This window comes from Achromobacter sp. ACM04 (assembly GCF_014851465.1).
Classification (GTDB): Bacteria; Pseudomonadota; Gammaproteobacteria; order Burkholderiales; family Burkholderiaceae_B; genus Achromobacter; species Achromobacter aegrifaciens.
Genome location: NZ_JACUZS010000004.1, coordinates 380,344 through 406,980 on the forward strand (window position 1 = coordinate 380,344; position 26,637 = coordinate 406,980).

Sequence of the window (26,637 nt, forward strand, 5' to 3'; positions counted from 1 at the left end):
TACGCACCTTTTGGTAACTATGAAAAAGCCATCCGCCTCCGTGCCCTCGGGCGACGTGTTCGACGCTGCCTGCCCGTCGCGCCGAGCGCTGGAACTGATTGCCGGCAAATGGGTGCCGCTGATCCTGCCTGCGCTGGAACATGGCCCCATGCGCAACAACGAGCTGCTGCGCAGGCTGGACGGGATTTCACAGAAGGTCATGACCCAGACGCTCAAGGAACTGGAGCGTCACGGCCTGGTGCTGCGCGAGGATCTGGGCACCGTGCCGCCGCACGTGAACTACCGGCTGAGCGAACTGGGCCAATCCCTGAACGTGGCCCTGATCGCGCTGGACCGCTGGGCCGAGAACCATCATGCGGCGCTGGACGCCGCCGCGCGCCGCCATGACGCCCGGGCGGCGCGCCGCGTCCGCTAGCGCTTGGCCAGGAAGTCCGACATGTCGTCGGCGTGCTCTTCCTCCACCGCGAGGATCTCTTCCAGCAGGCGGCGCGTGGTGGTGTCCTGTTCGCCGATGTACTCGATCATCTGGCGGTAGCTGTCGATGGCGATGCGCTCGGCGATCAGGTTCTCCTTGATCATGTCCTCCAGCGACGTGCCTTCGACGTACTCGGAATGGCTGCGCTCCAACAGCCCCTTGGGCGACAGGTTGGGCTCGCCGCCCAGCTGCACGATGCGTTCCGAGAGCCGGTCGGCATGGTCCTGTTCCTGCGTGGCGTGTTCGGCGAATTCCGCGGCCACGGGCTCGGCGTTCAGCCCGCGGGCCATGAAGTAGTGGCGCTTGTAGCGCAGCACACAGACGATCTCGGTGGCCAGCGCTTCATTCAGCAGCTTCAGCACGGTCTGGCGGTCGGCGCGATAGGTGTCGGTCACGGCGCCGGACTCGATGTCCTGGCGCGCCTTGGCGCGTATGGCCTTCACGTCCATGTCGAACGGGCGGTTCGCCTGCGTTTGGGTACGGGTTGCTTGTTCCATATCGTGGCTCCTCTTGGTTAAGTGAAAGCACTGCGACACTGGGCTTCCAGTCTCTCCGTACAACCCAGTCTACCGATCGTGGCGGAACATGCTGTGTCCAAACATTGCCTGCGCCCCCCCAAATTGCCCGGCGAAAACGGTTTTCGATCCTTGCGTAAACTATGGGCTTCCCGAAAACCCGTGACGCAATCTGTAACGGGATGGGCATCACCCGAAGATCTATGACTTTGAAGAACATTTGCGTGTATTGCGGCTCGAACCCCGGCGCCCGGCCGGATTACATCGAGCAGGCCCGCGTGCTGGCCCGCGAACTGGTGCGGCGCGATCTGGGGCTGGTGTATGGCGGCTCGGTCGTGGGCATCATGGGCGTGGTCGCCAATGAGGTGCTGGCCGCCGGCGGCCGCGTGATCGGCGTGATCCCCGAACTGCTGATGAAGAAGGAGCAGGCGCACCGCGGCCTGACCGAGCTGCACCTGGTGCAGAACATGCACGAGCGCAAGGCCATGATGATGGAGAAGGCCGACGGCTTCATCGCGCTGCCCGGCGGCGCGGGCACGCTGGAAGAGTTCTTCGAGGTCTGGACCTGGGCGCAGCTGAACATGCACCAGAAGCCCTGCGGCCTGTTGAACATTGCCGGCTACTACGACGCGCTGGTCCAGTTCGTGGACCATGCGGTCGAGGAAGAATTCATCCGCCCCCAGCATCGCGACATGCTGGTGGTGGAAGAGGACCCTGCTTTGCTGCTGGACCGCTACGCCATGTACGAACCGCCCAATGTCTCGAAGTGGTTCGAACAGATCAAGGCCTGAGGCCATCCATCCACCCGACCACAACGGAAGCCCCGCAATGCCCACCCATGCGTTGACTCCCGCCAGCACCGAGTCCGTCCTGCGCGACTACTTTCATGCCAAGGACGAGAACCGCCCGCACTACATGGCGCGCGCGTTCGCGCCGGACGCCGTGCTGAAGATGGCCTTGCGCACGCAGGCCATCGCCTTCCCGCCCGAGTCGCACGGCCTGGCCGCCATCACCGATACGCTGGTGCGCAAGTTCGGCCAGACCTACGACAACGTCTACACGTTCTATCTGGCGCGACCCGAGGCCGGGGCGCGCCTGCCCGCCTACCAGTGCGACTGGATCGTGGGCATGACGGAAAAGGCCACGGGCAACGTCCGTGTGGGCTGTGGCCGCTATGACTGGGAATTCCAGCCCGAGCCCTATCGCGCGAGCAACCTCGTCATCACCATCGAAACCATGGTGACGCTGCCCGCGCACGACACCGAAGCCGTGTTCGGCTGGCTGCTGGGTCTGGACTATCCCTGGACCAGCGCCGCCCGCGTCGTGGCCGGCGCGCCGCCGCTCGAGGGCCTGGCTCCCGTCGTGCACTATCTGCTGCATCCGAACGGCGCCTAGGGCCGGCACAAGACTATTTTCAGCATCAACAGGCTCAGAGACCCGCGACTTGAAATACGACATCGCCGCTTTTGATTTTGATGGAACCCTGGCGGACACCATGCCATGGTTCAACTCCATCCTGAATACGGTGGCCGACAAATATGGCTTCCGCAAGATCGACGCCTCCGAACGCGACCAGCTGCGCCATCGCAATGCCGCCGAGATCCTCAAGTTTCTGGGCATCCCGCTGTGGAAGCTGCCCGCCATCATGGCCCACGTGCGCACGCTGATGCAGGAAATCGACCCCAGCGTGCACCTGTTCGACGGCATTCCCGACGCGCTGGCGCGCCTGAAGGCGGGCGGGCTGCGGCTGGCGGTGGTCAGCTCCAACTCCATCGAGAACGTGCAGCGCGTGCTGGGCGCTGAAACCGCCGCCCTGTTCGACGACTACGAATGCGGCACCGACCTGTTCGGCAAGTCCGCCAAGATCGACCGCCTGCTCAAGCAGCATGGCACCGCCCCCGAGCGCTTCCTGCTGGTGGGCGACGAAATGCGCGACATCGACGCCGCCCGCAAGGCCGGCGTGCGTATCGGTTCCGTCGCCTGGGGTTATAACCATGTCGAGGCCCTGCGCGAACGCGACCCCGACGAGCTGTTCCTGACCGTTGCCGACCTGCCAGCCGCGCTGGCCTGAACCTGGAACCCGCAGCCATGCATATCGATCCCGCCCATCTGGTCACCGACGCAAACGCCCTGCAGGCGCTGTATGGCGCGTCCGGCGAAGCCTCCATCAAGAAGGAGGTGGATCATGTGCATCCGCACTACCGCGCCTTCATCGAAGCGGCGCCTTTCGCGGTGCTGGCCACTGCGGGCCCCGATGGCCTGGACGCTTCGCCGCGCGGCGATCCCGCCGGTTTCGTGGTGGTGGAAGACGACAAGACGCTGCTGCTGCCGGACCGCCGCGGCAACAACCGCATCGACAGCCTGCGCAACATCCTGGCCGATCCTCGGGTCGCGCTGCTGTTTCTGGTGCCGGGCGTGGGCGAGACCCTGCGGGTCAACGGCGCGGCGCGCATCAGCGTGGACCCGGCGCTGCTGGCGCGCTTCGAGATGGACGGCAAGCTCCCGCGCTCGGTGCTGGTCGTGGACGTGCACACCGTGTACTTCCAGTGTTCGCGCGCCTTGCTGCGCTCCAAGCTATGGGATCCGGCGACACAGGTGCCGCGCACCGCGCTGCCCAGCGTGGGCCGCATCCTGTCGGACCTGACGGCGGGCACCTTCGACGGCGTCACCTACGACCGCGAATTGCCTGCCCGCGTGGCCAGCACCTTGTATTGAAGAAAGATCCCGGGGCCGCCTGGCCCCGGCGGGTTCAGGCCGGCTGCCAGCCGCGCGCGAACACGTCCACGGGCTGGCGCTTGCCGCCCGCTTTCTGCAGTTCCAACAGACGCAGCACGCCGTTGCCGGTGGCGATGTCGATGCCCGCGGCATCGGCGCGCAGCACGCTGCCGGGCGCAGCCGTCGTGGCCTGATCCAGCGCCTGCGCGCGCCACACCTTCACCGGATCTGCCAGGCCGGGCAGGCGGATGCTGGCGCCCGGCACGGGATTGAAGGCGCGCACGCGGCGCGCCAGCAGTGCGGCTGGCTGCGAGCAATCCAGCGCACCTTCGGCCTTGTCTAGCTTGGCGGCGTAGGTCACGCCGGCCTCGGGCTGCTTGCGCGGCGTCAGTCCGCCTTGAGCCAGCGCGTCCAACGCCGCAACGATCGCCTCCCCGCCCGCCAGCGCCAACGCATCGTGCAGTTCGGCCGCCGTGGTGTCGCCGCCGATGGGCACGCTGCGTTCCAGCAGCATGTCACCCGTATCCAGGCCCTGATCCATTTGCATGATGGTCACGCCGGTCTGCGCGTCGCCGGCTTCGATGGCGCGCTGGATGGGCGCGGCGCCGCGCCAGCGCGGCAGCAGGCTGGCATGGATGTTCAGGCAGCCCAGGCGCGGCAGGTCCAGCACCCACTGCGGCAGGATCAGGCCATAGGCCGCCACCACCATCACGTCGGGCGCCACACGCTCAAGCAGGGCCCGGGCCTCGCCGGCCTCTTCGGGATAGCGGCCGTCCAGGCGCAGGCTGCGCGGCTGGGCGACCTCGATGCCGGCGTCCAGCGCCGCCTGCTTCACGGGGCTGGGCGTCAGCTTCAGCCCGCGCCCGGCCGGGCGGTCGGGCTGGGTCATGACCAGCGGGATCTCGTGGCCTGCGGCGCGCAGGGCGTCAAAGGCGATACGGGCGAATTCCGGCGTGCCGGCAAAGACTAGGCGCATGGGACGAGAAAAGAAGAATGAAATGGAACGGACGTTCAAAGAATCGCGTTGCCCGCAGCCAGGAGGCCTGGCCGATCCGGGGCGCCGCGGATCCGGCTTTGCCGGTTCGCCTGCGCCACCCCCTGGACGGCGGCCCGCCTGAGGGCCCAGCGGGTAGGGGGTGAGCCCTTTACGCTCGCAACGCTTCGCGCTCGGCCTTCTTGAGCCTGGTCTTGATGCGGTTCTGCTTCAGGCTGGACAGGTATTCCACGAACACCTTGCCTTCCAGATGGTCGAGCTCGTGCTGCACGCACACGGCCAGCAGGCCGTCGGCCTCGAACTCGAAGGGCTTGCCGTCGATATCCAGCGCCTTGCAACGGATGCGGGAGGCCCGCTCGACGTCGTCATAGACGCCGGGCACGGACAGGCAACCCTCTTCGTAGATCTTGTAGTCGTCGCTGCGCCAGGTGATCTCGGGATTGATCAGCACCAGCAGCTGGTTGCTTTCCTCGGACACGTCGATCACGACGACGCGCTCATGCACGTCGACCTGGGTCGCGGCCAGCCCTACGCCCGGCGCGTCGTACATGGTTTCGGCCATGTCGCGCACCAGTTGGCGGATGCGGTCGTCGACCTCGGCGACCGGCTTGGCCTTTTTGTGCAGGCGCGGGTCCGGGTAGCGAAGAATAGGAAGTAAAGCCATTGCGGGGGAAATGCCAGTAGTCAGGTTTACATAAGAGTTTAATTCATTAGACTCTTGATTTCTAATAGTTTTCGGCTAATCCCGGGATTGGCCGGATTGCCATGTCCGCGGCGTTTCCTGGCCGCTCCGCGCCGCAAATCAATCCGCCTCGGGCCCGCGGTCCAGCGCCCCGCATGCGACACTCTCGCACCACCGACGCCCTTACGCGCCCGCACGATGCCGCTTACGCAATCCCCTTCCGAACTGGCCGCCTGGCTGCGCCTGTCCCTGGAACCGAACATAGGCTCCGCCACCGCCTGCACCCTGCTCGGCGCGCTCGGCCTGCCGGAACAGATCTACGCCCAGCGCGCCACCGCCTTGTCGCGCCATCTGCCCGAGGCGCTGGCGCGGCAACTGGCCGCCCCGATGCCGCCAGAAATGGCAGCGCAGGTCGAAGGCGCGCTGGAATGGGTAGCCGCGCCGGGCCGGCACATCCTGACGCTGGCCGATCCGACTTATCCGCAAAGCCTGCTGACCATCGCCGACCCGCCCATCCTGCTCTACGTAGCGGGCGATCCCGCTTTCCTGCAGGGACCGTCGCTGGCCGTGGTGGGCGCGCGCAACGCCACGCCCGGCGGCCAGGAGAACGCCCGCGCCTTTGCGCGGCATCTGGCTGGGCATGGCTGGCGCGTCATCAGCGGGCTGGCGCTGGGCATCGACGGCGCCGCCCATGAAGGCGCGCTGGACGCCGGCCCCGATGGCGCCGGCACCGTGGCCGTCATGGGCACCGGCATAGACCGCATCTACCCCGCCAAGCATCGCGACCTGGCGCACCGCATCGCGGCGCACGGCGCACTGGTGTCGGAACTGCCACTGGGCACGGGCGCGCTGCCGCAGCACTTCCCCAAGCGCAACCGCATCGTGGCCGGGCTGGCGCGCGGGGTGCTGGTAGTGGAAGCCGCCCGCCAGAGCGGATCGCTGATCACGGCCAGGCTGGCGGCTGAAGGCGGGCGCGAGGTCTTCGCCATTCCCGGATCCATCCATTCACCGCTTTCGCGCGGCTGCCATGCGCTGATCCGCCAGGGCGCCAAGCTCGTGGAGACCGCCCGCGACATCACCGACGAATTGGGCGGCGACCCCACGCCGGCCGTGCGCGCCCAGCCTGCCGCCGCGGAGGCCTTGCCTGACCACCCGGTGCTGGACGCGCTGGGCTACGATCCGCTGCACCTGGATGCGATCCAGGCCCGCAGTGGAATGGACACCGCCGACCTGCAGACGCAACTGGTGCAACTGGAACTGCAAGGCCGCGTCGTCCAGCTGGACGACGGCCGTTACCAACGCATGAAATAGGGTTGTTCCCCCTGGACCTCCCTGCAAAACAGGGTCGGCGCTATGGCGCTAATATTGAGCAGATAGCGCCGCCCTGCCGCGCCGCCTACCCCATCCCGAGACAGGAATAGACATGGCTTTGCCCTCCCGCGTGAAGATCGTCGAGGTGTCGCCCCGCGATGGCCTGCAGAACGAAAAGGAATTCGTGCCCACCGACATCAAGGTGGAACTGGTCAACCGCTTATCCGCCGCAGGCTTCCCCAACGTGGAGGCCGCCTCGTTCGTGTCGCCCAAATGGGTGCCGCAAATGGCCGACGGCGCGGAAGTCATGGCCCGCATCGAGCGCCGTCCCGGCACCATCTATTCCGTGCTGACGCCCAACATGAAGGGCTTCGAGGGTGCGCTGGCCGCCGGGGCCGACGAAATCGTGATCTTCGGCGCGGCCAGCGAAGCCTTCTCGCAGAAGAACATCAACTGTTCCATCGCCGAATCGATCGCGCGCTTCGAGCCCGTGGTGCAGGCCGCGCGCGCCGCCGGCATCCGCGTGCGCGGCAGTATCAGCTGCGCGCTGGGCTGCCCCTATCAGGGCGAAGTACCGGTGGAAGCGGTGGTGGACGTGGCGCAGCGCTACCTGGCAATGCAGGTCGACGAGATCGACGTGGCCGACACCATAGGCGTGGGCACGCCCCGGCGCGTACGCGAAGTGATGACCGCGGTGACGCGCGTGGCCGACCCGGCCCGCATCTCCGGCCACTTCCATGACACCTACGGGCAGGCGTTGGCCAACATCCTGGCGGCGCTGGAAACCGGCATCTCGATTTTCCACACGTCGGTGGCCGGCCTGGGCGGCTGCCCCTACGCCAAGGGCGCCACCGGCAACGTCGCCACCGAAGACGTGCTGTACATGCTGCGCGGACTGGACATCGACACCGGCGTGGATTTCGACGCCGTGGTCGATATCGGCCAGTGGATGTCGGCCCACCTGAACCGCAAGGGCTCGAGCCGCGCCGGCAACGCCATCGCCGCCAAACGGGCGGCATGACGGATCGCATGAATACTCCGGCCAGCACGCCCTCCGCCGAGGAGCACGCGGCGCTGCTGCGGACCATCGGTCCCCTGCCCTTGTCCGGCCAGGCCTGGCCCGACTGGGTCCGCATCCTGACCTGGGTCATCCTGGCAGTGCTGGGCGTGCAGGTGGTCACCACCGCCATCCGCGCGCCCTCGCAGCCCTTCGACACTTTGCTGGCCGTCGTGGTGGGACTGTGCTTCCTGGGGCTGCTGTTCGTTTCCTGGCACATGCAGACATCCATCACCACCATCGATGAACGCGGCCTGCGCCAGACCTGGTTCACGCGCCGCGAAGTCGCCTGGGAAGACGTGCGCTACGCGCGCTTCGTGCCGATGCTGTTTTCCAAGCGGCTGGTGGTGTTCACGCACCGCGGCCGGCCAATGATCTTCCAGGGCGGCACGCGGGAATTGCGCGCCGCGTTCGTGAAGATCGCGGAGTTGTACCGGCGCGGATAAAGCCATCGGGCTTCGCGCACGGGCAATCGAGTACCCAACGCGCGAAACCCGCCGTCATCACCGTATTGGCAACGCGTACATCAGGCCGCCCTGCGTCCATTGCGCATTCAGCCCGCGCTTGATCTTCAGCGGGCTGCCCTGGCCCACGTTGCGCTCGAAGCTTTCGCCGTAATTGCCCACCTGCTTGACGATGTTGTAGGCCCATTTCTCGTCCAGCCCCAGGTTGGCGCCGCTGCCGGGCGTGACGCCCAGAATGCGCTTGATATTAGGGTTGGCGCTCTTGGCCTGCTCGTCCACGTTGGCGGACGACACGCCGTATTCCTCGGCTTCGATCATGGCCGACAACGACCAGCGCACGATGTTCAGCCAGGCATCATCGCCCTGGCGCACGAAGGGGCCGAGCGGTTCCTTGGAGATGATCTCGGGCAGCACCACGTAGTCGTCGGGGTTCTGCAGCTTGGAAATGCGAATCGAGGCCAGGCCCGAGGCGTCGGTGCTGAAGACGTCGCAACGGCCCGCGGCGAAGGCGTTGACCACCTCGTTGAAGGTCTCGATCACGACCGGCTTGTAGCTCACGTTGTTGGCGCGGGCCCAGTCGGCCAGCGTGTTTTCGTTGGACGTGCCGGTCTGCAGGCAGATGGTGGCCCCGTTGATCTCCTTGGCGCTCTTAACGCCCAGGGACTTCGGCACCAGGAAGCCCTGGCCGTCATAGAAGTTGATGCCGGCGTGGATGATGCCCAGTGCGGTATCGCGCTGCTGCGTCACCGTGGTGTTGCGCGTCAGCACGTCCACCTCGCCGGATTGCAGGGCGGTGAAGCGCTGCTGCGAATTCAGCGGCACCACCTTGATCTTGCTGGCGTCGCCGAAGACCGCTGCGGCAATCGCGCGGCACAGGTCGACGTCCAGCCCCTGCCACTTGCCTTGCGCGTCAGGCGCGGAGAAGCCCGCGAAGCCTGTGGTCGTACCGCAAGCCACGGCGCCGCGCTGGCGCACCACGTCCAGCGTGGCCGCTTGCGCGCCCTGCGCCGCTGCCGCCAGCAACGCTGCGCCGATCAACCCTTTTGCAATGTTCATGACCTCGTTTCCTGTTCTGCTTTGCGGGCGCGGGAACGCGCCGAGGCAAGAAGCTTATAGACATGAAGCGCCCAAACCAAATAACCAGCGCTTATTTAGGTATGCGCGCCCCGGCACGCAAGCGCCGGCGCGGACAGGCAGAAGAGCATAGCAACAGGCCGCACAGCGGCGCATGCGCGCCGTCAAGCCGACATCAGGCGGCCAGCGAGATCGACACTGGTTCGTTGGCCTCGCACGCGTCCAGCGCGCGGCCCAGCCGCACCATGCCCTGGGCGATCTGGCTTTCATTCATGGTGGCGAACGACATGCGCATGGCATGCAGGTCGGCCTGCGCAGCATCCGCGTAGAACGCCTTGCCCGGCACGTAGACGACCTCATGCTCGATGGCGTAGGGCAAGAGGCGCGTGGCGTCGATCTCGCCCGTCAGCCGGGCCCAGAAGAACATGCCGCCCTCGGGCTTGCTGAAGGTGACGCGGCCGTTGAGTTCGCGGGCCAGCGATTCCGCCATGGCGTCACAGCGCAGGCCGTAGGCTGCGCGGATGCGCGGCACGTGTTCGCCGTAGCGGCCATTGGCCAGGTATTGGGCCACGACTTCCTGGATCCAGGCGGACGAGGCCATGTCGTCGGCTGCCTTGGCGCTGACGCAGCGGCGGCGGACTTCGGGCGGCGCCACCAGCCAGCCGATGCGCAGCGCCGGCGCCATGGTCTTGGACATACTGGCCAGGTACACGGCCCAGTGGCGCGCTTCGCCCTCGGCCAGCGCGGCGATGGGCGGCACTGCTTCGCCGGCAAAGCGCAGTTCGCTGTAGGGATCGTCTTCAACGATCAGGAAGCGGTGCTTGACCGCCAGTTCCAGCAGCCGCAGGCGGCGCTCGCGCGTCAGGGTCGCGCCGCAGGGGTTGGAGAACGATGCGACCACGCAGACCATCTTGGGCTTGATGCGGCCGGCCAGTTCGTCCAGCGCGTCCACGTCGATGCCTTCGGGACCCGACTGCACCGTATGCACCGTTGCGCCGGTGTAACGCAGCGCCTGCACGGAATTCGGAAACGCGGGCGATTCGATGATGGCATGGTCGCCGGGCTGCAGCATGACGCGGGTCAGCAAAGCCAGGGCCTGCTGCGAGCCGCCGGTCACGACCAGCTCGGTATCCGCGTTGCAGATAAGGCCGCGCTCGGCCGACAGACGCGCCAGCTCGTGGCGCAGGCTGGCCTGGCCGTCGATGTTGGAATACTGCAGGCAGGCGCCCAGGCGGGCCAGGACCTGGGTCGACGCGATCGACAGGCCTTCCACGTCGAACAGTTCCTGCGCGGGATAGCCGCCCGCCAGCGAAATGGTGCCCGGCCGCATGGCATACGGCATGAGCGATCGGATGGGGGAAGCTGGGGGATTCAGGAAAGGCGTGGCGAAAGCGTATTCAGGCGCTGCGGTGGACATGGCGGGAGACTGTGTAGGTTGGATACCGTGTCGCCCGCTGGGGCGGCGCCGGATGGCATAGAACATTGAAATATAAACAAATATCTTCAAATTCTAAGCCTGCCGATCAGACAGGGTCAACGACGCGCACGGGCGCTGTGGCGAAACGATCGGGCGCAGTCCTACACTATGGGACATCCCGTTCCTACCAGAGAGCTGAATGACCGCCGTAGACACCATGGCCGGGCGCCTTGCCCAGATCCAGCAACGCATCGCCGACGCCTGCGCGCGCGCCGGCCGCAGCCCGGACAGCGTGACGCTGCTGCCCGTCAGCAAGACCTTCGGCGTGGACGCCATCCGCGAGGGCATGGCGCTGGGGCTGACCCGCTACGGCGAAAACAAGACGCAGGAAATCCGCCAGAAAGCCGCGGCGCTGGACGGCCTGGGCCTGCAATGGGTGCTGATCGGCCATCTGCAGACCAATAAGGCCCGCGACGCGGCGCGCGACGCCGCCGAAGTCCAGTCGCTGGACCGGGTGGAGCTGGCCGAAGCCCTGCACCGCCGCCTGGCCAACGAAGGCCGGACGCTGGACGTGCTGGTGCAGGTCAAGACTTCGTCCGAGCCCACCAAGTACGGCATGGACCCCGCCGACGTGCCCGCCTTCCTGAGCCGCATCACCGCCGACTTTCCGACGCTACGCGTGCAAGGCCTGATGACGCTGGCCGTGAATTCGCCGGATCCCGCCGAGGTGCGCGCCTGCTTCCGCACCCTGCGCGAGCTGCGCGACCGCCTGCGCCAGGAAAACCTGCCAGGCGTATCGCTGGACCGTCTCTCGATGGGCATGAGCGGAGACTTCGAGCTGGCGATCGAGGAAGGCTCGACCGAGGTGCGTATCGGCTCGGCGATCTTCGGCGCCCGCAGCTATCCCGATCCGCAATAAGCCGCTGAAAGCAGGGCACAAAACATCTGCCGATTGCCGGGGACGCAAGGCATAATAACGGCGCATAACAGGCCCCCCGCATACCCTGCGGCGGCGGCCCATACTCAATTCCGCACTTGGAGACACCCCATGCATAAGCACGCGAAGCGCCTGTTGGCGCTGGCCGCCCTGTCCCTGGCCGCCGGCGCGGCCTCGGCCCAATCCTGGCCCACCCAGCCGATCCGCTGGATCGTGCCCTACCCGGCCGGCGGCGGCACCGACGTCGTGGCGCGCACGGTGGCAAGCGGCCTGGAAAAGCCGCTGGGCCAGACCATCGTGGTCGAAAACCGCCCCGGCGCCGCCACCATCATCGGCGCCACCGCCATCGCCCAGGCCGAGGCCAACGGCTACATGGTCGGCACGGCCGACTCGGGCACGCTGGCCTTCAACCCGTCGCTGTACGCCAAGCTGTCCTACGATCCGTCCAAGTTCACCTACATCGGCGGCATCGCCAAGTTCCCGCTGCTGCTGGCCGTGAACGTCAATTCGCCGTTCAAGACCGTGGACGACGTGATCCAGGCCGCCAAGAAAGAGCCGGGTAAGCTGTCGGCGGCGTCCGCCGGCGCGGGTTCGCCGCATCACCTGGCGCTGGAACTCTTCAAGCAGCGTACCAACGCCAACGTGCTGCACGTGCCCTACAAGGGCGCCGCGCCCGCCGTGCAGGATCTGCTGGGCGGACAGGTGGACCTGATGTTCATCGACCTGGCCTCGGGCTTGCCCAACGTCAAGGCCGGCAAGCTGCGCGTGTTGGCCGCGGCCACTCCGGAACGCGTCGCCGCGCTGCCGGACGTGCCCACCATGGCCGAACAAGGCGTGCCCAACTTCACCGCCTATGCCTGGCAAGGCCTGGTCGGCCCGGCCGGCCTGCCGGAGCCCGTCGTCAAGAAGCTGGCCGCCGACCTGGAAGCCACGCTGAAGTCGCCCGCCGTATCGCAGAAGATCCTGGACATGGGCGTCATCCCGATGCCGATGTCCTCGCAGGAGTTCAAGGCCTACGCCGAACAGGAACGCAGCGCCTGGGCGGACGTGATCAAGAAGGCCGGCATCAAGCTGGAGTAAACCTCCGGCTCACTGCCACAGCTGAAAAAAAACCGCGGCCAGCAATGGCCGCGGTTTTTTCTTGCGCGTATCTTGCGCGGACTGCCGGCCTAGACCAGCACCCGCTCGATGCCGCCCGCGTTGGCGCGGCGCACGTACTCTTCCATCCAGCCTTCGCCCAGGATATGGCGCGCCATCTCGACCACGATGTAGTCCGCGTCCATGCCGGTGTCGCCTTCATAGCGCGACAGACCCTGCAGGCACGACGGGCAGGAGGTCAGCACCTTCACGTCGCCGGTAAAACCGTCGCTGCGCAAGGCGGCATCGCCCTTGAGCAGCTCTTCCTGCTTGCGGAAGCGCACCTGCGTGGAGATGTCCGGACGGCTCACGGCCAGCGTGCCCGATTCGCCGCAGCAGCGGTCGCTCTTGACGGCGTCGTCGCCAACCAGGGCGCGCACGGTCTTCATAGGTTCCTGCAGCTTCATGGGCGTGTGGCAGGGGTCGTGGTACATGTAGCGCACGCCCTTGGCCCCTTCCAGCTTGATGCCCTTTTCCAGCAGGTACTCGTGGATGTCGATCAGGCGGCAGCCCGGGAAGATCTTGTCGAACTCGTAGCCCGCCAACTGGTCGTAGCAGGTGCCGCAGCTGACCACCACCGTCTTGATGTCCAGGTAGTTCAGCGTGTTGGCAACGCGGTGGAACAGCACCCGGTTGTCGGTGATGATCTGCTCAGCCTTGTCCGTCATGCCGTTGCCGCGCTGGGGATAGCCGCAGCACAGGTAGCCCGGCGGCAGCACGGTCTGCACGCCCGCGTGCCACAGCATGGCCTGCGTGGCCAGGCCCACCTGCGAGAACAGGCGTTCGGAGCCGCAGCCCGGGAAGTAGAACACCGCTTCCGTGTCGGCCGTGGTGGCCTTGGGATCGCGGATGATGGGCACGTAGTTCGCGTCTTCGATGTCCAGCAGCTTGCGCGCCGCCTGCTTGGGCAGCCCGCCGGGCATCTTCTTGTTCACGAAGTGGACCACCTGCTCGCGCAGCGGCGGCTTGCCCACCGTGGCCGGAGGCGCGGCGGTCTGCTTCTTCACCAGGCCCGACAGCAGGTCATGCGCGGCGCGCTGGACCTTGTAGCCCACGCCCACCATCGCCTTGCGGGTGGCGTTGATGGTCGCCGGATCCTTGGCGTTCAGGAAGAACATGGCGCTGGCCGTGCCCGGATTGAACGACTTGCGGCCCATGCGGCGCAGCACGGCGCGCATGTTCATCGACACGTCGCCGAAGTCGATGTCGACCGGACAGGGGTTGTAGCACTTGTGGCAGACCGTGCAATGGTCGGCCACGTCCTCGAACTCTTCCCAGTGCTTGAGGCTGACGCCGCGCCGAGTCTGCTCTTCGTACAGGAAGGCTTCCACCAGCAACGAGGTGGCCAGGATCTTGTTGCGCGGCGAATACAGCAGGTTGGCGCGCGGCACGTGGGTGGCGCATACCGGCTTGCACTTGCCGCAACGTAGGCAGTCCTTGATGGATTCGGAGATGGCGCCGATGTCGCTTTGCTGCATGATCAGCGACTCGTGGCCCATCAGGTTGAAGCTGGGCGTCCAGGCGTGGCGCAGGTCCGCGCCCGGCATCAGCTTGCCGGCGTTGAAGTGGCCGTTGGGGTCGACGCGGCGCTTGTAGTCCTGGAACGGGGCCAGTTCGGCCTCGGTCAGGAATTCGTACTTGGTCAGGCCGATACCGTGCTCGCCCGAGATCACGCCGTCCAGGTCGCGGGCGATCTGCATGATGCGCTCGACGGCCTGGTGGGCCTCCTGCAGCATGCCGTAGTCGTCCGAGTTGACCGGGATATTGGTGTGCACGTTGCCGTCGCCGGCGTGCATGTGCAGCGCCACGAACACGCGGCTCTTCAACACGCGGCCATGGATGGCGATCATCTCGTCGATGATCTTCTTGTAGGCTGCGCCCGAGAACGTGCGCTGCAGGCCCGCCAGCACTTCCGTCTTCCAGGACAGGCGGATGGTGCGATCCTGCACCACGTCGAAGACGCGCGCGCCGGGCTGCGCCGCGAGGCGGTCCGACAAGGCGGGTTGCAATTCACCCAGGCCCAGGCCGTGCAGCTCGGGCAGCGCCTGCAGGAGCGGCAGGTCCAGGTTGTCCAGCAGCCACTGCCAGCGCTGCCGGACGGCGGCCACCAGTTCCAGCGCCTGGCGCGTGCGCTCGGCCAGCATTTCGGCGCGGGTCGTCTCGACGTCCGTGTCGTCGATCTTGCCGACCGGCAACGGCGTGCACAGATAGGCGTCCAGCTCGCCCAGCAGCTTGAGCTTGTTGCTGGTCGAGAGTTCGATGTTGATGCGTTCGATGTGATCGGTGTACTCGCCCATGCGCGGCAGCGGGATCACCACGTCTTCGTTGATCTTGAAGGCGTTGGTGTGGCGCGCGATGGCGGCGGTGCGCGAACGGTCCAGCCAGAACTTCTTGCGCGCTTCGGGACTGACGGCCACAAAGCCTTCGCCGTGGCGCGTGTTGGCCAGGCGCACGACTTCGCTGGATGCCGCGGCCACGGCGTCTTCGTCGTCGCCGACGATGTCGCCGATCAGGACCATCTTGGGCAGCACGCCGCGCTTGCTCTTGGTGGCGTAGCCCACCGCGCGCAGATAGCGTTCGTCCAGGTGCTCAAGACCTGCCAGGATGGCGCCGCGGGCGCGGCCTTCGCCGTCCAGGTAGCCCTTGACCTCGACGATCGACGGGATCGCGTCGCGCGCCTGGCCGAAGAACTCCATACAGACGGTGCGCGTGTAGCGCGGCATGCGGTGCAGCACCCAGCGCGCCGACGTGATCAGGCCGTCGCAGCCTTCCTTCTGGATGCCGGGCAGGCCAGCCAGGAACTTGTCGGTGACGTCCTTGCCCAGGCCTTCCTTGCGGAACACGCGGCCCTGGATTTCCAGGGTTTCGGTCTTCAGCAGGCGCTCGCCCGGCTTGCCGCGGCCGTCGAACCACTTGAGCTCGAAGCGCGCCACGTCCACGTCATGGATCTTGCCCATGTTGTGGTCGAGGCGGCTGACTTCCAGCCAGTTGCCGTTCGGGTCGACCATGCGCCACCACGCCAGGTTGTCCAGCGCGGTGCCCCACAGCACGGCCTTCTTGCCGCCCGCGTTCATGGCGATGTTGCCGCCCACGCAGGAAGCCTCGGCCGAGGTCGGGTCGACGGCGAACACGAAGCCCGCGGCCTCGGCGGCCTCGGAAACGCGCTTGGTCACCACACCCGCGCCGGCATGGATGACCGCCACGGGCTCGGTCAGCCCGGGCAGCAGACAGGACTCGACCTTGCCCAGCTTGTCGAACTTTTCGGTGTTGATCACCGCCGACTTCCAGGTCAGCGGAATGGCGCCGCCGGTATAACCGGTGCCGCCGCCTCGCGGGATGATGGTCAGCCCCAGTTCAATACAGGCTGTGACCAGCGCGGCGATCTCGTCTTCCGAGTCCGGCGTCAGCACCACGAAGGGGTATTCCACGCGCCAGTCGGTGGCGTCGGTCACGTGCGAGACGCGCGACAGGCCGTCGAACTTGATGTTGTCGCGGGCGGTGATGCGGCCCAGCACCTTCTGCGCCTGCTTGCGCATCATGGCGGTCTGGTCGAATTCGCCCTCGAATGCGGCAATGGCGGAGCGCGCCCGCGCCAGCAGTCCGACGACCTTCTCGTCGCGGTGCGGATCATGGCCGGCCTCGGCGGGCACGTCCGGTTCGCGGCGACGGTCGATTTCGCCCAGGCGGTGATGCAGGGCTTCGATGAGCTGCTTGCGGCGCTTGGGGTTGTCGAGCAGGTCGTCCTGCAGATAAGGGTTGCGGCGCACCACCCAGATGTCGCCCAGCACCTCGTACAGCATGCGCGCGGAACGGCCGGTGCGGCGTTCGCCGCGCAGGTCGCTCAGCAGACTCCAGGCGTCGTCGCCCAGCAAGCGGCCGACAATCTCGCGGTCGGAAAACGACGTGTAGTTGTACGGGATTTCGCGCAAGCGCGCGGGTGCTGCGGGCGGCATCGCCCCGTTCAAGATGTGGCTAGCGAGTGGGGCGTTCATGGCTGCAAGAAGGGGGCCCTTAAAAAATTATTTTATGCCATAGGCCGAGTCTGGCCCCTAATACCCCTAGGGAAGCGCTCGAAACTCGGAAATGAGAGGGGCGGTGCGTCCCCAATTAAGTGCAATCCTGGCGCTAGATCTGCCCGGGGAAAAACCACAGCAGTCCGGCCGTCATGACCAGATAGCGCAGGAATTTGCCGATGGCCATGTAGACCACGCAAGGCCAGAACGACAGCCGCAGCCACCCTGCCACGGCGCACAGCGGATCGCCCACTGCGGGCAGCCAGGACAGCAGCAGCGCCGGCGGCCCCATGCGGTGGATCCAGTCATGGGCCCGCTCGTTCCAGCGTCCGCGCATGCGTCCGCCTTCGGTCGCGTCAGGATGCGGATGGGGGTGGTGTTCCTTCCAGCGCTGCACGGCGCGCTCGGCGCCCAGGCCCATGGCATAGCTGATGGCGCCGCCCACGGTATTGCCCGCGGTCGCCACCAGGATGGCCGGCCAGAACATGTCCGGCGCCAACTTGATGTAGCCGAACACGGCGGGTTCCGAACCCAAGGGCAGCAGGGTCGCGGACACCAGCGAGACCGTGAAGATCGCGGACAGGCCGACCGAGGGCAGCGACAGCACCCCCAGCATCCAATGCACAGCGGATAACAGACTTTCTTCCATAGTGGGGCGAGTGTAGCCGCGCGCGGGTGCATAATCTGCCCCACCTTCCTACTTCTTGCCCCGCCCGCTGTCCATGTCCACTGACTATCTGAAACGCATCCTGACCTCCAAGGTTTACGACGTGGCGGTCGAATCGCCGCTGGAGACGGCGCCGCTGCTGTCGCAGCGGATCTCGAACACGGTGCTGCTCAAGCGCGAAGATACCCAGGCGGTGTTCAGCTTCAAGCTGCGCGGGGCCTACAACAAGATGGCCAACCTGAGCCCGGCCGCGCGCAACCGCGGCGTCATCGCGGCCTCGGCGGGCAACCACGCCCAGGGTGTGGCGCTGGCCGCCAGCCGGCTGGGCTGCCGCGCCGTCATCGTCATGCCCACCACCAGCCCGCAAGTGAAGATCGACGCGGTGCGCCGCCTGGGCGGCGAAGTCGTGCTGGCCGGCGAGAGCTTTTCCGACGCCTACGCGCACGCGCAGATCCTGGAAAAGAAAGAGAAGCTGACCTTCGTCCACCCCTTCGACGACCCTGACGTGATCGCCGGCCAGGGCACCGTGGGCATGGAGATCCTGCGCCAGCATCCCGGCCCGATCGACGCCATCTTCGTGGCCATCGGCGGCGGCGGGCTGATCGCGGGCGTGGCCGCCTACATCAAGCAGCTGCGTCCGGAAATCAAGATCATCGGCGTGCAGACGGAAGATTCCGACGCCATGCTGCGCAGCGTGCGCGCGGGCCGCCGCGTGCAGTTGAACGATGTGGGGCTGTTCTCGGACGGCACGGCGGTCAAGATGGTGGGCGCGGAGACCTTCAAGCTCACGCGCCAGTATGTGGACGACTTCGTGGTGGTCAACACCGATGCGATTTGCGCAGCCATCAAGGACGTGTTCCAGGACACGCGCAGCGTGCTGGAGCCGGCTGGCGCGATGGCGGTCGCGGGCGCCAAGCAGTACGCGGCCGAACACAATCTGAAGGGCAAGACGCTGGTGGCGATCGCCTGCGGCGCCAACATGAATTTTGACCGGCTGCGCTTCGTATCCGAACGCGCCGAGGTCGGCGAAATGCGGGAAGCCGTGTTCGCCGTCACCATGCCGGAGCAGCGCGGCAGCTTCCGCCGTTTCTGTGAACTGGTGGGCGAGCGCAGCGTGACCGAGTTCAACTACCGCATCTCCGACGCGGACCGCGCACACGTCTTCGTCGGCATCCAGGTGTCCTCGGCGTCCGAACCCGACAAGATCGCCGCAAACTTCCGCCGCCACGGCTTTGACACGCTGGACCTGACCCACGACGAAATGGCCAAGACCCACCTGCGCCACATGGTGGGCGGGCGCTCGGCGTTGGCGCGCAACGAACTGCTGTACCGCTTTGAATTCCCGGAACGCCCGGGCGCGCTGATGCGCTTTCTGAACGCCATGAATCCGGACTGGAACATCAGCCTGTTCCATTACCGCAACCAGGGCGCGGATTATGGCCGCATCCTGATCGGTATCCAGGTGCCGCCCGCCGACAAGAAGCAGTTCCGCAGCTTCGTCGCGGAACTGGGCTATCCCCACTGGAACGAGACCGACAATCCGGCCTACAAGCTGTTCCTGTAGAGCCGCGCCCGTCACGCGGACGCACAAAAACGAGAGGGCCTCCATACGGAGGCCCTTCCCTTCCCTGCTCTACAAACGTCCGGCGGCAACCAGTGGGGGGGTTCGCTGTCACTCGGCGGCCCACGGAGATGAGCCGCGCATTCAGCAAGGTCTTGCCGGACGTCCTAGCGCTTAGAAACGGTGACGCACACCCACGGCGACTGCCGTGTCGGTCGCATCGCGCTGGAACGCGTAGTTGTCGCCGTAGGAGGCGTACGCGTACAGGTTGGTGCGCTTGGTGAAGTCGTAGGTGTAGCCCAAGCTGTAGACGTTGAACGTTGCGTCGTCGCCCGTCAGCTTGTCGTTGCTGGCGGTCGCGCGCTGCCACGAACCGAAGACCGCGTGGCGGCCCAGCGGCACGGTCGCGCCGATCATGTACGAATTGGCGCGGAAGCCATCGGCCAGCTTGAACGTGCCCAGGTTCTGCATGCCAGCGGGCGTGGTGCCCATGTTCTGGCCGACGAACCAGCCGTCGCGAGTCTGACCGAATGCCGCCGCAACCTTCACGACTTCGAAGTCGTACGAACCGCCCAGGATGTATTCCTGGATGCGGGCTTCGGACTTGCCGCCGGTCTGGCCGTTGGACGGATTGAAGCGGTCATACGCCGCAGCCAGGTTCAACGGGCCGTTGACGTATTGCACGCCCGCGGTCAGCACGCGGTTGTTGTTGCCAGTCTGGAAGCCGGTCTGCGAGGTGTCGCTGACGGCGTCATCGGCGCTGAAGGAGTAACCCACGCCCACCTTGAAGCCGCCCATGCTGGGGGTCTGGTACAGGACCATGTTGTCCAGGCGCATCGTGTTGGCGCTACCGAACGTGGTACCCATGTTGGCGGTGTTGTAGCTGATCGAGAACGGGTCGATCGAACCGAAGTACTTGGAAGCCAGGTTGGTCTGGCGGCCGAATTCCAGGCGGCCCCAGGTATCGCTGTCCAGGCCCACGGTGGCCTGGCGGCCCCACAGGCGACCGTTCTGCAGCGACTTGCCGTTCATGGGGCCGAAGCCGCCTTCCAGCGTGAACACCGCGCGCAGGCCGTCGCCCAGATCTTCGGTACCGCGCAGGCCAAAACGCGAGCCGCTGCTCACGCCCTGCACGCCGCCGAAACGGCTTTGCGAATTGCCGTCGAACTTGACCTTCTCGTAGCCAATACCGGCGTCGATCAAGCCGTACAGCGTCACGGAGTCTGCGGCTTGCGCAACGCCGGCAAAACCAGCCAGCAGCGCGACAGCCAATAGCGTCTTCTTCATATAAGTCCCCAAAATGGCGAGATGAAAGGCAAACCGCAAACCCACCGCGCACAGAGCTGGGAGTCTGCGTGCCGCTGCGAACAAGTTAGCGGCGCATGCACTGAAGCCAGTGTCCAGCCTGCGCCAATTCGAAGTAACCCGGATTTCGAAGAACTACTTTCCATGGTTGGGATAATCACGGCCCTCTTACTAGCTACCCTCTTTGGAAACCTGCGTTAACGTGTTGATATCAAATGCGAATTAAGGCTCGCAAAAAATCAAACAAGCCTCGGACATTCTCCTGCCGCGCCTGACCGGCCAACAAGACTTGTTGGCTGATTCGCACAATTCTGATGCGCAAACGCGACACTATTTGGCAAGCGCGGCCGAGCGCACCGCGCAGAAAAAAGCCCCTCGGCGTCCGTAGGGGCTTTTTCCTTGGTAGCGGGGCGACTTAACGGCCTTGGGGCGGATAGTCCAGTTCACCAAAGCTGTACTCGCCGCGCGCCTTGGCTTCAGCCAGTTCCTGGCGCACTTGTTCGCGGCTCTTGCCCGCGGTTTGCGACACGGCGGCCTTGGGCGGGTAGTCCAGTTCAGCAGAGGTCACCTGGCCAGCGGCCTTGGCGCTTTGCAGTTCCTGCTGGACTTGTTCACGCGACAGGCTGGTGCGCTCGACGGTGGCGGGCGGGTAGTCCAGTTCACCAAACGTGACCTGGCCGGCGGCCTTGGCGGCTTGCAGTTCCTGCTGGACCTGTTCACGCGTCTTGCCATCGGCGTGAGCGGCGGACATACCCACCAACGTTGCGGTAACCATGAGTGCGGTAGCTAGGGCTTTCATTGAGATGACTCCATCCTAAACCTTGCACATCGTCTTCTGCCAGGCTGGCAGGTGCGATATGACAATTTGATTGCTGGGACGAAGTATCTGGCGATTGCGGCCTAGTAAAAACCCTTATTTTGGGGAACATATTTGCACAGATGGGACAATTACGGGATGTTATCGCCAGAATCTGCGCATTTTCTGCACGGTTCCCCATACCATCCAGCGACGGCAAGACTTGCCAGCATTCAGCGGGAAGCAAGCTAGGTAAGAGAACATATGCAGCTGATCGGGTGGATGCGCCGTTCAGCGTGGGGAAATAGACATTTCTACTGGCGGGACAATTATTCCATTTATCATATGAATCCACCCAGAAATGGAATTAAATCGTGAGAGCCCCCATGGATATCCAGCTTAACGACATCGCTCTGTTTGTCGAAGTCGCCAAGCGCAAGAACTTCAGCCACGCGGCCGAAGCCTTGAATATTCCCACGTCCACGCTCTCGCGCCGCGTCAGCGAACTGGAGCGCAGCATCGGCATGCGGCTGCTCAACCGCAGCACGCGCAAGATCGACCTGACCGAGGCCGGCGCCATCTACTTCGAACGCTGCCGTCATATCGTGGAAGAAGCGCGCATTGCGCACGATCAGTTGCTGGACATGGCGGTGCAACCCAAGGGACGCCTGCGCATCTCGCTGCCCACCAGCCTGGCGCAGCTGTTCCTGCCCGCCGTCATCAGCGAATTCCGCGAGCAGCATCCGGATATCGAATGCGACTTCGATCTGAGCATGCGCCCGATCGACCCCATCAGCAATCCGTTCGACCTGATCCTGCGCTTTGGCCAGCAGCCGGACTCCAGCCTGATCTCGCGCAAGATCGTGCTGATGGCCCATCAGCTATATGCCTCTCCCGAGTACCTGGCCCGCCACGGCGAGCCTCGGGTGCCCGCGGATCTCAGCCATCACGAATGTCTGCGCCCCACCATGCGCGAGGAGTCATCCTTCTGGATGCTGCATTCGGGCGACAAGGTGGAACGCGTACAAGTGTCGGGACGCCTGTCGGCCAACAACGTCGGCATGCTCGGACGGCTGGCCGGACAGGGCCTGGGCATCACGCCGCTGCTGGTCTTTGACGCGATGGAACGCGCCATCAAGCAAGCGGGCCTGGTGCGGGTGCTGCCGGAGTGGAGCCTGACGCCCCTGCCGCTCTTCGCGCTGCTGCCTTCGCGCATGCTGCCGGCGAAGACCAAGGCTTTCCTGGATTTCATACAACCCAGGTTGTCGGACGCTTGAGCGGCGGTTGTTGATGAGTTACGCGGGCGTGTCGGCGCTGTACTGACAGACGGTGTAGAGCGGCGTGCCGGTGGCGGCGACCTTGGCGGAACCGCCCAGGTCGGGCAGATCGATGATGGCGGCCGCCTCGACCACGTTGGCGCCCAGGCGCTGCAGCAGCTTGATGGCGGCCAGCATGGTGCCGCCGGTGGCGATCAGGTCGTCCACCAGCAGGACGCGCTGGCCGGTGCGCACGGAGTCCGTGTGCATTTCAACCGACGCGTTGCCGTACTCGAGCGAGTACTCCTCGGCCACGGTGCGGAACGGCAGCTTGCCCTTCTTGCGCACCGGCACAAAGCCCAGATTGAGTTCGTAAGCCAGCACGCTGCCCACGATGAAGCCGCGCGCATCCACGCCAGCCACCAGGTCCAGGCGCTGGCGCATATAGCGATAGACGAAGAGATCGATAAGCACCCGGAACGCGCGCGGATCCTGCAGCACGGGCGTGATGTCGCGAAAAATGACACCGGGTTGGGGCCAGTCTGGAACGCTGCGGATGGTGCGCCGGATGTACTCGGCGTTGTCGGTCTGCATGGAAGACGGCCCTGAAGAATTGAAGCAAGGCGAACTATAACCTCGCAACAGCGCTTAAGCCAGGGTTGCCGTCCGCGATGACAATTCACATTGCTGTAGCCGGCCGCCCTGCAGTGCGTAGCGGCGATCGACCGCCCCTGCGGGCAACGCAGCGTGGGTGGCCAGCACCACGGCGCGTCCCCGCAAGGCGCCCGCCAGATCGCTGAAGAATGCCGCTTCGGCCTCGACGTCCAGACCGGCAGTGGGTTCGTCCAGCACGATGACCGCAGCTGGCGACAACAGCGCACGCGCCAGGCACAAGCGGCGCGCCTGTCCCGCCGACAGCTGCGACCCAGTCTCCCCCGCCCAGGTGTCCAGGCCATCGGGCAGGCCACGCACGAAGTCGCCCAGCCGCGCAGCGTCCAGCGCGCGCCACAAGGCGGCGTCGTCCGCCTCGGGATCGCCGATGAGCAGATTGGTGCGCAGGGTTCCCAGGAACACGGGAGCGTCCTGCGACAGCAGCGCGATGCGCCGGTGCCAATCCGCCTGCGTACAGGCGCGCGCGTCGCAGCCGCCGAAACGCACCTGTCCCGCCTGCGGGTCTTCCAGACGAAGGAGCAGGTGCAACAGTGTCGACTTGCCCGCGCCGCTGGGTCCCACGATGGCGATCCGTTCGCCAGGCGCCACGCGCAGGCTTACGCCGGCCAGCACGGGCGGACTCGCGGCCGCTCCCCGGGCGGGATAGGCAAAGCGCACGCCGTCCAGCTCCAGCGCGCCGCTCTCGGGCAAGGCCCGGGGCGTCGTCGGATCCTGCATGTCCGGCTCGCTTTGCGTGACTTCACGGATGCGTCCGGCCGCCGAGATGGCCGAGCCCATGCGCGATGCGCCCCGCATGATCGGGCCGGCCACTTCGAAAATGCCGATGACCGCCAGCAACAATCCGGCCAGCGTGGGACCTTCCATGCGCCCCATCTCCAGCGTGTCCAGGCCGAACCAGAGCAAGGCCAGCACCGATGCGCCGGCGGCGGCCTGCAGGAAAAACTGTCCCCGCGCCGCCACCCGCGCCTGGCTGCGGCGGGCGAGCGCACTGGCGTCGCACAGACGTTCGAAATGCGCGGCCGTCTGCGCCTGCGCGTGCAAGGCCACCATGTCGGCATGCCCATCCACCGCGTCCAGCGTCGCGGCGCGCAGTCCCGCCGCGCTCTCCTGGGCCGCCGCGCCAGGTTTGCGCGCGGCGCGCAGCAGCCACAAGGGCACCAGCACGCATGCGACCAGCAAGGCCAGGGCCAGCGCCAGTGCGGCGGCGGGCACCCACGATCCCAACACCGCGGTCAACACCGCTCCCGCCAGGATGGCGGTGATCAAGGGCGCCAGCACAAACAGGAAGACCGTATCGAGCGCGTCGACGTCGCCCGTCATGCGCGCCACCAGATCGCCGTCGCGATAGCGCGCCAATTGCCGCGGCGTAAGCCGGATCAAGGCCGAGAACACTTTGGCGCGCAGGTCCGCCAGCAGGCGCAGCGTGGCGGAATGGCCCACTACGCGGTCGGCGTAACGCGCCACGATGCGCAGGAACGACAAACCCCGCACCAGCGCCGAAGGCGCAAACAGATTGAACGCGCCGCCCGCCCCCGCCAGCGCCGCGCCGGTCAGGAACCAGCCCGACACGCCCAGCAGGCCCACGCCGGCCGCCACGGTGGCCAGCGCGCAGAACAATGCGAGTAAAAGCCCGCTTTTACGGCGCACATAGAGCGGCAGGAGCAACAACAGATTCTTCATGCGTCTTCCACTTTTCCGCCAACCACCTGCAACGTCCTGCCCAGCCGGGCCGCCACCGCGGGCGCGTGCGTTGCCAGCAACAAGGTGCGGCCGGCGGAGAATTCCAGGATCGCGTCCAGCACGCGCGCCTGCGTGCCTTCGTCCAGATGCGCCGTGGGTTCGTCCAGCAGGATCAAGCCCGGATCGCGCAGGAATAGACGCGCCAGCGCGACGCGCTGCGCCTGGCCGCCGGACAGGCCGTGCCCGCGACCGCCCAGTTGCGTCGCCAGCCCTTGCGGCAGGGCTTCGGCGAACTCCAGCACGCAGGCGCGGCGCGCGGCCGTCTGCACTTCGGCATCGGAAGCCTCCGGACGCCCCAGGCGAATGTTGTCGGCGATGGATCCCGTCAGCAGCTGCGGCTTCTGCCCAATCAGCGCCACGCGCTGGCGCAGTGCCGCCTCGCCCCAATCCGGCAAGGGCACGCCGTCGATGCGGATATCGCCTTGAAACGGCCGCAGGCGCGCAATCGCCTCGATCAGGGAGGATTTGCCGATGCCGCTGGGCCCCATCAGCGCGGCATGCTCGCCGGGCGCCAAGGTCAGGCCAGCGTCCGCCAGTACCGCCTGGCTGCGGCCTGGCGCGTCAAGGTTCAAACCCGCAATAGCCAGGGCGGCGCCGGCGCCGCGGCTTTCGGAAACGCGTCCCGGGCCTGCGGCGGCCTTGCCTGCGCCAGGCGCTCCATCGGTTGCAGCATCGCCAGCCTGCGGCAAGCCATCGAACAGCAGGGAGATCTGCGAAACTGCCGCAAGCGCGGCCGCGCGATCGTGATAGTGCGCCGCGAACTGGCGCAACGGTGCATAGACCTCCGGCGCCATCAGCAGACAGAAGAGCCCTGCCTGCAGAGTGAGCGGCGACCAGCGCAGATCCAGGAATCCCAGATAGGTCAATCCGATATAGACCGCCACCCCGGCCACGCCCAGCGCCGCGAAGAACTCCAGCACCGCCGATGAAAGAAACGCGATGCGCAGCACCGACATCGTGCGTTGGCGCAGCGCGTCGCTGGCCGCCACGACGGACTCGGCTTCAGCCTCGGCGCGGCCATAGAGCTTCAGGGTGGACAGACCGCGCAGCCGATCGGCAAAGAAGCCCGACAAGCGCGCAAAGGCGCGCAGGTGCCGGCGGCTTGCGCCCTGGGCGCCCCAGCCCACCAGGGCCATGAACAAGGGAATCAACGGCGCCGTGATCAGCAGGACCAGTCCGGCAATCACGTCCATCGGCAGCAGCACCACCGAAAAAGCGACCGGCAGCATGGCGGCCGCGGCCATGGCGGGCAGGTACTTGGCAAAGAACCCGTCCAGGGCCTCGACCTGGTCCACCACTGCGCTCGCCAGTTCTCCCGACGCCTGCCCCCGGCTCCAGTACGGCCCCTTCTGCACCAAACGCCCGAAAAGCGACAGCCTCACGTGGCGCTTGATGCGCTCGGCCGCATCCGCGCCCGCGCGCTCGCCCGCCCAGGTGATGCAGGCGCGCACCAGCATGAGCCCTGCGATAGCCAGGATGTCGCCCAGCAGCTCCTGCCGGGGCGCCTGCCTGACGATGGCCGCGTCGAGCACGCTGGCCAGCAACCAGGCCTGCACCACCAGCAAGACGCCGCTGACCAGAGGCGCGGCGCCCGCCAGCATCAGCGGCAGCCTGGCCGTCTTGGCGAGCGCCATCAACCACCGCGACTGTTCGCGCGGCGGTTTGTTGAGGGTGGCCGAGGGATCGTGCTCGAGGCTGCTGGCGCCGCCGCTCACTCGTCGTCGCGGCTGGCGCGCGGATCATGGGTATGACCCTCGCGCAGCTCGAACCACATTGCATTGAGGATGGCGAAGGCGCACGCCAGGCCCAGACCGAGTATCCACGAGAAATACCACATGGTGGAGGCTCC

25 protein-coding genes are annotated in these 26,637 nt (G+C 66.2%); 12 read left to right on the plus strand and 13 right to left on the minus strand.

The genetic code is table 11. The annotated features are described in order from the left end of the window. The first annotated feature begins 19 nt into the window (after positions 1 to 19). A complete protein-coding gene (locus tag IB259_RS23660; RefSeq protein ID WP_192330246.1) occupies positions 20 to 415 on the plus strand; it encodes a helix-turn-helix domain-containing protein in 396 nt (131 codons plus the stop codon). Here the strand turns inward: IB259_RS23660 and IB259_RS23665 are convergent. After that, positions 412 to 972 carry a bacterioferritin gene (locus IB259_RS23665; RefSeq protein ID WP_192330248.1) on the minus strand — a complete coding sequence of 187 codons (561 nt, stop codon included), beginning with the start codon at positions 970 to 972 and terminating at the stop codon, positions 412 to 414. The two genes, IB259_RS23660 and IB259_RS23665, sit on opposite strands and share 4 nt — an antisense overlap. Positions 973 to 1,193: 221 nt before the next feature. Between IB259_RS23665 and IB259_RS23670 the strand changes: the two genes are divergently transcribed. The 4 genes from IB259_RS23670 to IB259_RS23685 are packed head-to-tail and all read left to right on the plus strand — an operon-like array spanning position 1,194 to position 3,705. Further along, positions 1,194 to 1,781, plus strand: coding sequence for a TIGR00730 family Rossman fold protein (locus IB259_RS23670; RefSeq protein WP_054457738.1), 588 nt, complete (start codon positions 1,194 to 1,196; stop codon positions 1,779 to 1,781). A gap of 37 nt (positions 1,782 to 1,818) precedes the next feature. After that, a complete protein-coding gene (locus IB259_RS23675; RefSeq protein WP_175163468.1) occupies positions 1,819 to 2,385 on the plus strand; it encodes a hypothetical protein in 567 nt (188 codons plus the stop codon). 49 nt (positions 2,386 to 2,434) lie between these two features. Then, positions 2,435 to 3,061 (plus strand): HAD hydrolase-like protein, encoded by a 627-nt coding sequence (locus tag IB259_RS23680; RefSeq protein WP_192330250.1) that lies wholly within the window; start codon positions 2,435 to 2,437, stop codon positions 3,059 to 3,061. Between the two features lie 17 nt (positions 3,062 to 3,078). Next, on the plus strand, positions 3,079 to 3,705 hold the full coding sequence (locus tag IB259_RS23685; RefSeq protein ID WP_054457741.1) for a pyridoxamine 5'-phosphate oxidase family protein: 627 nt from the start codon (positions 3,079 to 3,081) through the stop codon (positions 3,703 to 3,705). 34 nt (positions 3,706 to 3,739) lie between these two features. Here IB259_RS23685 and fmt read toward each other — a convergent pair whose 3' ends face one another. Together fmt and def are read right to left on the minus strand one after the other, a co-directional pair. Further along, the gene (gene fmt / locus IB259_RS23690; RefSeq protein WP_192330252.1) at positions 3,740 to 4,681 is read right to left on the minus strand and encodes a methionyl-tRNA formyltransferase; all 942 of its coding nucleotides are present in this window, start codon (positions 4,679 to 4,681) and stop codon (positions 3,740 to 3,742) included. A gap of 169 nt (positions 4,682 to 4,850) precedes the next feature. Continuing rightward, positions 4,851 to 5,363: a peptide deformylase gene (gene def, locus IB259_RS23695; RefSeq protein WP_054457743.1), complete on the minus strand. Its 513-nt coding sequence runs from the start codon at positions 5,361 to 5,363 to the stop codon at positions 4,851 to 4,853. Positions 5,364 to 5,579: 216 nt separating this feature from the next. On the opposite strand from def, the gene dprA reads away from it, so the two are divergent. The 3 genes from dprA to IB259_RS23710 all read left to right on the plus strand — a co-directional run bounded on the left by dprA (position 5,580) and on the right by IB259_RS23710 (position 8,195). After that, on the plus strand, positions 5,580 to 6,692 hold the full coding sequence (gene dprA, locus IB259_RS23700) for a DNA-processing protein DprA (RefSeq protein ID WP_125471772.1): 1,113 nt from the start codon (positions 5,580 to 5,582) through the stop codon (positions 6,690 to 6,692). Positions 6,693 to 6,804: 112 nt separating this feature from the next. Next, positions 6,805 to 7,713 carry a hydroxymethylglutaryl-CoA lyase gene (locus IB259_RS23705; RefSeq protein ID WP_054457745.1) on the plus strand — a complete coding sequence of 303 codons (909 nt, stop codon included), beginning with the start codon at positions 6,805 to 6,807 and terminating at the stop codon, positions 7,711 to 7,713. An 8-nt stretch (positions 7,714 to 7,721) separates the two neighbouring features. Next, positions 7,722 to 8,195 (plus strand): hypothetical protein, encoded by a 474-nt coding sequence (locus IB259_RS23710; RefSeq protein WP_054457790.1) that lies wholly within the window; start codon positions 7,722 to 7,724, stop codon positions 8,193 to 8,195. A 57-nt stretch (positions 8,196 to 8,252) separates the two neighbouring features. Here IB259_RS23710 and IB259_RS23715 read toward each other — a convergent pair whose 3' ends face one another. Both IB259_RS23715 and IB259_RS23720 read right to left on the minus strand, forming a co-directional pair. Continuing rightward, positions 8,253 to 9,269 (minus strand): amino acid ABC transporter substrate-binding protein, encoded by a 1,017-nt coding sequence (locus IB259_RS23715; RefSeq protein ID WP_054457746.1) that lies wholly within the window; start codon positions 9,267 to 9,269, stop codon positions 8,253 to 8,255. Between the two features lie 193 nt (positions 9,270 to 9,462). Further along, positions 9,463 to 10,704 carry a PLP-dependent aminotransferase family protein gene (locus tag IB259_RS23720; protein ID WP_054457747.1) on the minus strand — a complete coding sequence of 414 codons (1,242 nt, stop codon included), beginning with the start codon at positions 10,702 to 10,704 and terminating at the stop codon, positions 9,463 to 9,465. Between the two features lie 199 nt (positions 10,705 to 10,903). On the opposite strand from IB259_RS23720, the gene IB259_RS23725 reads away from it, so the two are divergent. Both IB259_RS23725 and IB259_RS23730 read left to right on the plus strand, forming a co-directional pair. Then, positions 10,904 to 11,623: a YggS family pyridoxal phosphate-dependent enzyme gene (locus IB259_RS23725; protein WP_192330254.1), complete on the plus strand. Its 720-nt coding sequence runs from the start codon at positions 10,904 to 10,906 to the stop codon at positions 11,621 to 11,623. Between the two features lie 129 nt (positions 11,624 to 11,752). Continuing rightward, complete coding sequence (locus tag IB259_RS23730) at positions 11,753 to 12,721, plus strand: tripartite tricarboxylate transporter substrate binding protein (RefSeq protein ID WP_054457749.1); 969 nt, start codon at positions 11,753 to 11,755, stop codon at positions 12,719 to 12,721. Positions 12,722 to 12,810: 89 nt separating this feature from the next. On the opposite strand, the gene IB259_RS23735 is transcribed toward IB259_RS23730, so the two are convergent. Beyond that, entirely contained in the window at positions 12,811 to 16,770 is a 3,960-nt protein-coding gene (locus tag IB259_RS23735) for an FAD/FMN-binding oxidoreductase (RefSeq protein WP_119450193.1), read from the minus strand. Between the two features lie 133 nt (positions 16,771 to 16,903). Then, on the minus strand, positions 16,904 to 17,440 hold the full coding sequence (locus IB259_RS23740; protein WP_054457751.1) for a YqaA family protein: 537 nt from the start codon (positions 17,438 to 17,440) through the stop codon (positions 16,904 to 16,906). A 73-nt stretch (positions 17,441 to 17,513) separates the two neighbouring features. Between IB259_RS23740 and ilvA the strand changes: the two genes are divergently transcribed. Then, positions 17,514 to 19,022 carry a threonine ammonia-lyase, biosynthetic gene (ilvA, locus tag IB259_RS23745; protein ID WP_054457791.1) on the plus strand — a complete coding sequence of 503 codons (1,509 nt, stop codon included), beginning with the start codon at positions 17,514 to 17,516 and terminating at the stop codon, positions 19,020 to 19,022. 171 nt (positions 19,023 to 19,193) lie between these two features. On the opposite strand, the gene IB259_RS23750 is transcribed toward ilvA, so the two are convergent. Continuing rightward, complete coding sequence (locus IB259_RS23750; RefSeq protein WP_054457752.1) at positions 19,194 to 20,306, minus strand: porin; 1,113 nt, start codon at positions 20,304 to 20,306, stop codon at positions 19,194 to 19,196. A gap of 433 nt (positions 20,307 to 20,739) precedes the next feature. Beyond that, positions 20,740 to 21,123 carry a DUF4148 domain-containing protein gene (locus tag IB259_RS23755; RefSeq protein WP_054457753.1) on the minus strand — a complete coding sequence of 128 codons (384 nt, stop codon included), beginning with the start codon at positions 21,121 to 21,123 and terminating at the stop codon, positions 20,740 to 20,742. 383 nt (positions 21,124 to 21,506) lie between these two features. On the opposite strand from IB259_RS23755, the gene IB259_RS23760 reads away from it, so the two are divergent. Beyond that, complete coding sequence (locus tag IB259_RS23760) at positions 21,507 to 22,397, plus strand: LysR family transcriptional regulator (protein WP_013396712.1); 891 nt, start codon at positions 21,507 to 21,509, stop codon at positions 22,395 to 22,397. A gap of 18 nt (positions 22,398 to 22,415) precedes the next feature. Here the strand turns inward: IB259_RS23760 and IB259_RS23765 are convergent, their stop codons facing one another. The 4 genes from IB259_RS23765 to cydX are packed head-to-tail and all read right to left on the minus strand — an operon-like array spanning position 22,416 to position 26,625. Then, positions 22,416 to 22,970, minus strand: coding sequence for an adenine phosphoribosyltransferase (locus IB259_RS23765; RefSeq protein ID WP_054457754.1), 555 nt, complete (start codon positions 22,968 to 22,970; stop codon positions 22,416 to 22,418). A gap of 54 nt (positions 22,971 to 23,024) precedes the next feature. Continuing rightward, the gene (gene cydC / locus IB259_RS23770; protein ID WP_119450192.1) at positions 23,025 to 24,728 is read right to left on the minus strand and encodes a thiol reductant ABC exporter subunit CydC; all 1,704 of its coding nucleotides are present in this window, start codon (positions 24,726 to 24,728) and stop codon (positions 23,025 to 23,027) included. Continuing rightward, positions 24,725 to 26,503 carry a thiol reductant ABC exporter subunit CydD gene (cydD, locus tag IB259_RS23775; RefSeq protein ID WP_192330255.1) on the minus strand — a complete coding sequence of 593 codons (1,779 nt, stop codon included), beginning with the start codon at positions 26,501 to 26,503 and terminating at the stop codon, positions 24,725 to 24,727. The genes cydC and cydD overlap by 4 nt, the downstream gene beginning before the upstream one ends. Beyond that, positions 26,500 to 26,625: a cytochrome bd-I oxidase subunit CydX gene (gene cydX, locus IB259_RS23780; protein ID WP_043546919.1), complete on the minus strand. Its 126-nt coding sequence runs from the start codon at positions 26,623 to 26,625 to the stop codon at positions 26,500 to 26,502. Before cydX ends, cydD begins: the two co-directional genes overlap by 4 nt. Positions 26,626 to 26,637 lie beyond the last annotated feature (12 nt).

Excerpts from the sequence above, each read along its gene's own strand:
- IB259_RS23660 (WP_192330246.1), top strand. The coding sequence starts at position 20 with ATGAAAAAGCCATCCGCCTCCGTGCCCTCGGGCGACGTGTTCGACGCT.
- IB259_RS23665 (WP_192330248.1), bottom strand. The coding sequence starts at position 972 with ATGGAACAAGCAACCCGTACCCAAACGCAGGCGAACCGCCCGTTCGAC.
- IB259_RS23670 (WP_054457738.1), top strand. The coding sequence starts at position 1,194 with ATGACTTTGAAGAACATTTGCGTGTATTGCGGCTCGAACCCCGGCGCC.
- IB259_RS23675 (WP_175163468.1), top strand. The coding sequence starts at position 1,819 with ATGCCCACCCATGCGTTGACTCCCGCCAGCACCGAGTCCGTCCTGCGC.
- IB259_RS23685 (WP_054457741.1), top strand. The coding sequence starts at position 3,079 with ATGCATATCGATCCCGCCCATCTGGTCACCGACGCAAACGCCCTGCAG.
- fmt (WP_192330252.1), bottom strand. The coding sequence starts at position 4,681 with ATGCGCCTAGTCTTTGCCGGCACGCCGGAATTCGCCCGTATCGCCTTT.
- def (WP_054457743.1), bottom strand. The coding sequence starts at position 5,363 with ATGGCTTTACTTCCTATTCTTCGCTACCCGGACCCGCGCCTGCACAAA.
- dprA (WP_125471772.1), top strand. The coding sequence starts at position 5,580 with ATGCCGCTTACGCAATCCCCTTCCGAACTGGCCGCCTGGCTGCGCCTG.
- IB259_RS23705 (WP_054457745.1), top strand. The coding sequence starts at position 6,805 with ATGGCTTTGCCCTCCCGCGTGAAGATCGTCGAGGTGTCGCCCCGCGAT.
- IB259_RS23710 (WP_054457790.1), top strand. The coding sequence starts at position 7,722 with ATGAATACTCCGGCCAGCACGCCCTCCGCCGAGGAGCACGCGGCGCTG.
- IB259_RS23715 (WP_054457746.1), bottom strand. The coding sequence starts at position 9,269 with ATGAACATTGCAAAAGGGTTGATCGGCGCAGCGTTGCTGGCGGCAGCG.
- IB259_RS23720 (WP_054457747.1), bottom strand. The coding sequence starts at position 10,704 with ATGTCCACCGCAGCGCCTGAATACGCTTTCGCCACGCCTTTCCTGAAT.
- IB259_RS23725 (WP_192330254.1), top strand. The coding sequence starts at position 10,904 with ATGACCGCCGTAGACACCATGGCCGGGCGCCTTGCCCAGATCCAGCAA.
- IB259_RS23730 (WP_054457749.1), top strand. The coding sequence starts at position 11,753 with ATGCATAAGCACGCGAAGCGCCTGTTGGCGCTGGCCGCCCTGTCCCTG.
- IB259_RS23735 (WP_119450193.1), bottom strand. The coding sequence starts at position 16,770 with ATGAACGCCCCACTCGCTAGCCACATCTTGAACGGGGCGATGCCGCCC.
- IB259_RS23740 (WP_054457751.1), bottom strand. The coding sequence starts at position 17,440 with ATGGAAGAAAGTCTGTTATCCGCTGTGCATTGGATGCTGGGGGTGCTG.
- ilvA (WP_054457791.1), top strand. The coding sequence starts at position 17,514 with ATGTCCACTGACTATCTGAAACGCATCCTGACCTCCAAGGTTTACGAC.
- IB259_RS23750 (WP_054457752.1), bottom strand. The coding sequence starts at position 20,306 with ATGAAGAAGACGCTATTGGCTGTCGCGCTGCTGGCTGGTTTTGCCGGC.
- IB259_RS23755 (WP_054457753.1), bottom strand. The coding sequence starts at position 21,123 with ATGAAAGCCCTAGCTACCGCACTCATGGTTACCGCAACGTTGGTGGGT.
- IB259_RS23760 (WP_013396712.1), top strand. The coding sequence starts at position 21,507 with ATGGATATCCAGCTTAACGACATCGCTCTGTTTGTCGAAGTCGCCAAG.
- IB259_RS23765 (WP_054457754.1), bottom strand. The coding sequence starts at position 22,970 with ATGCAGACCGACAACGCCGAGTACATCCGGCGCACCATCCGCAGCGTT.
- cydC (WP_119450192.1), bottom strand. The coding sequence starts at position 24,728 with ATGAAGAATCTGTTGTTGCTCCTGCCGCTCTATGTGCGCCGTAAAAGC.
- cydX (WP_043546919.1), bottom strand. The coding sequence starts at position 26,625 with ATGTGGTATTTCTCGTGGATACTCGGTCTGGGCCTGGCGTGCGCCTTC.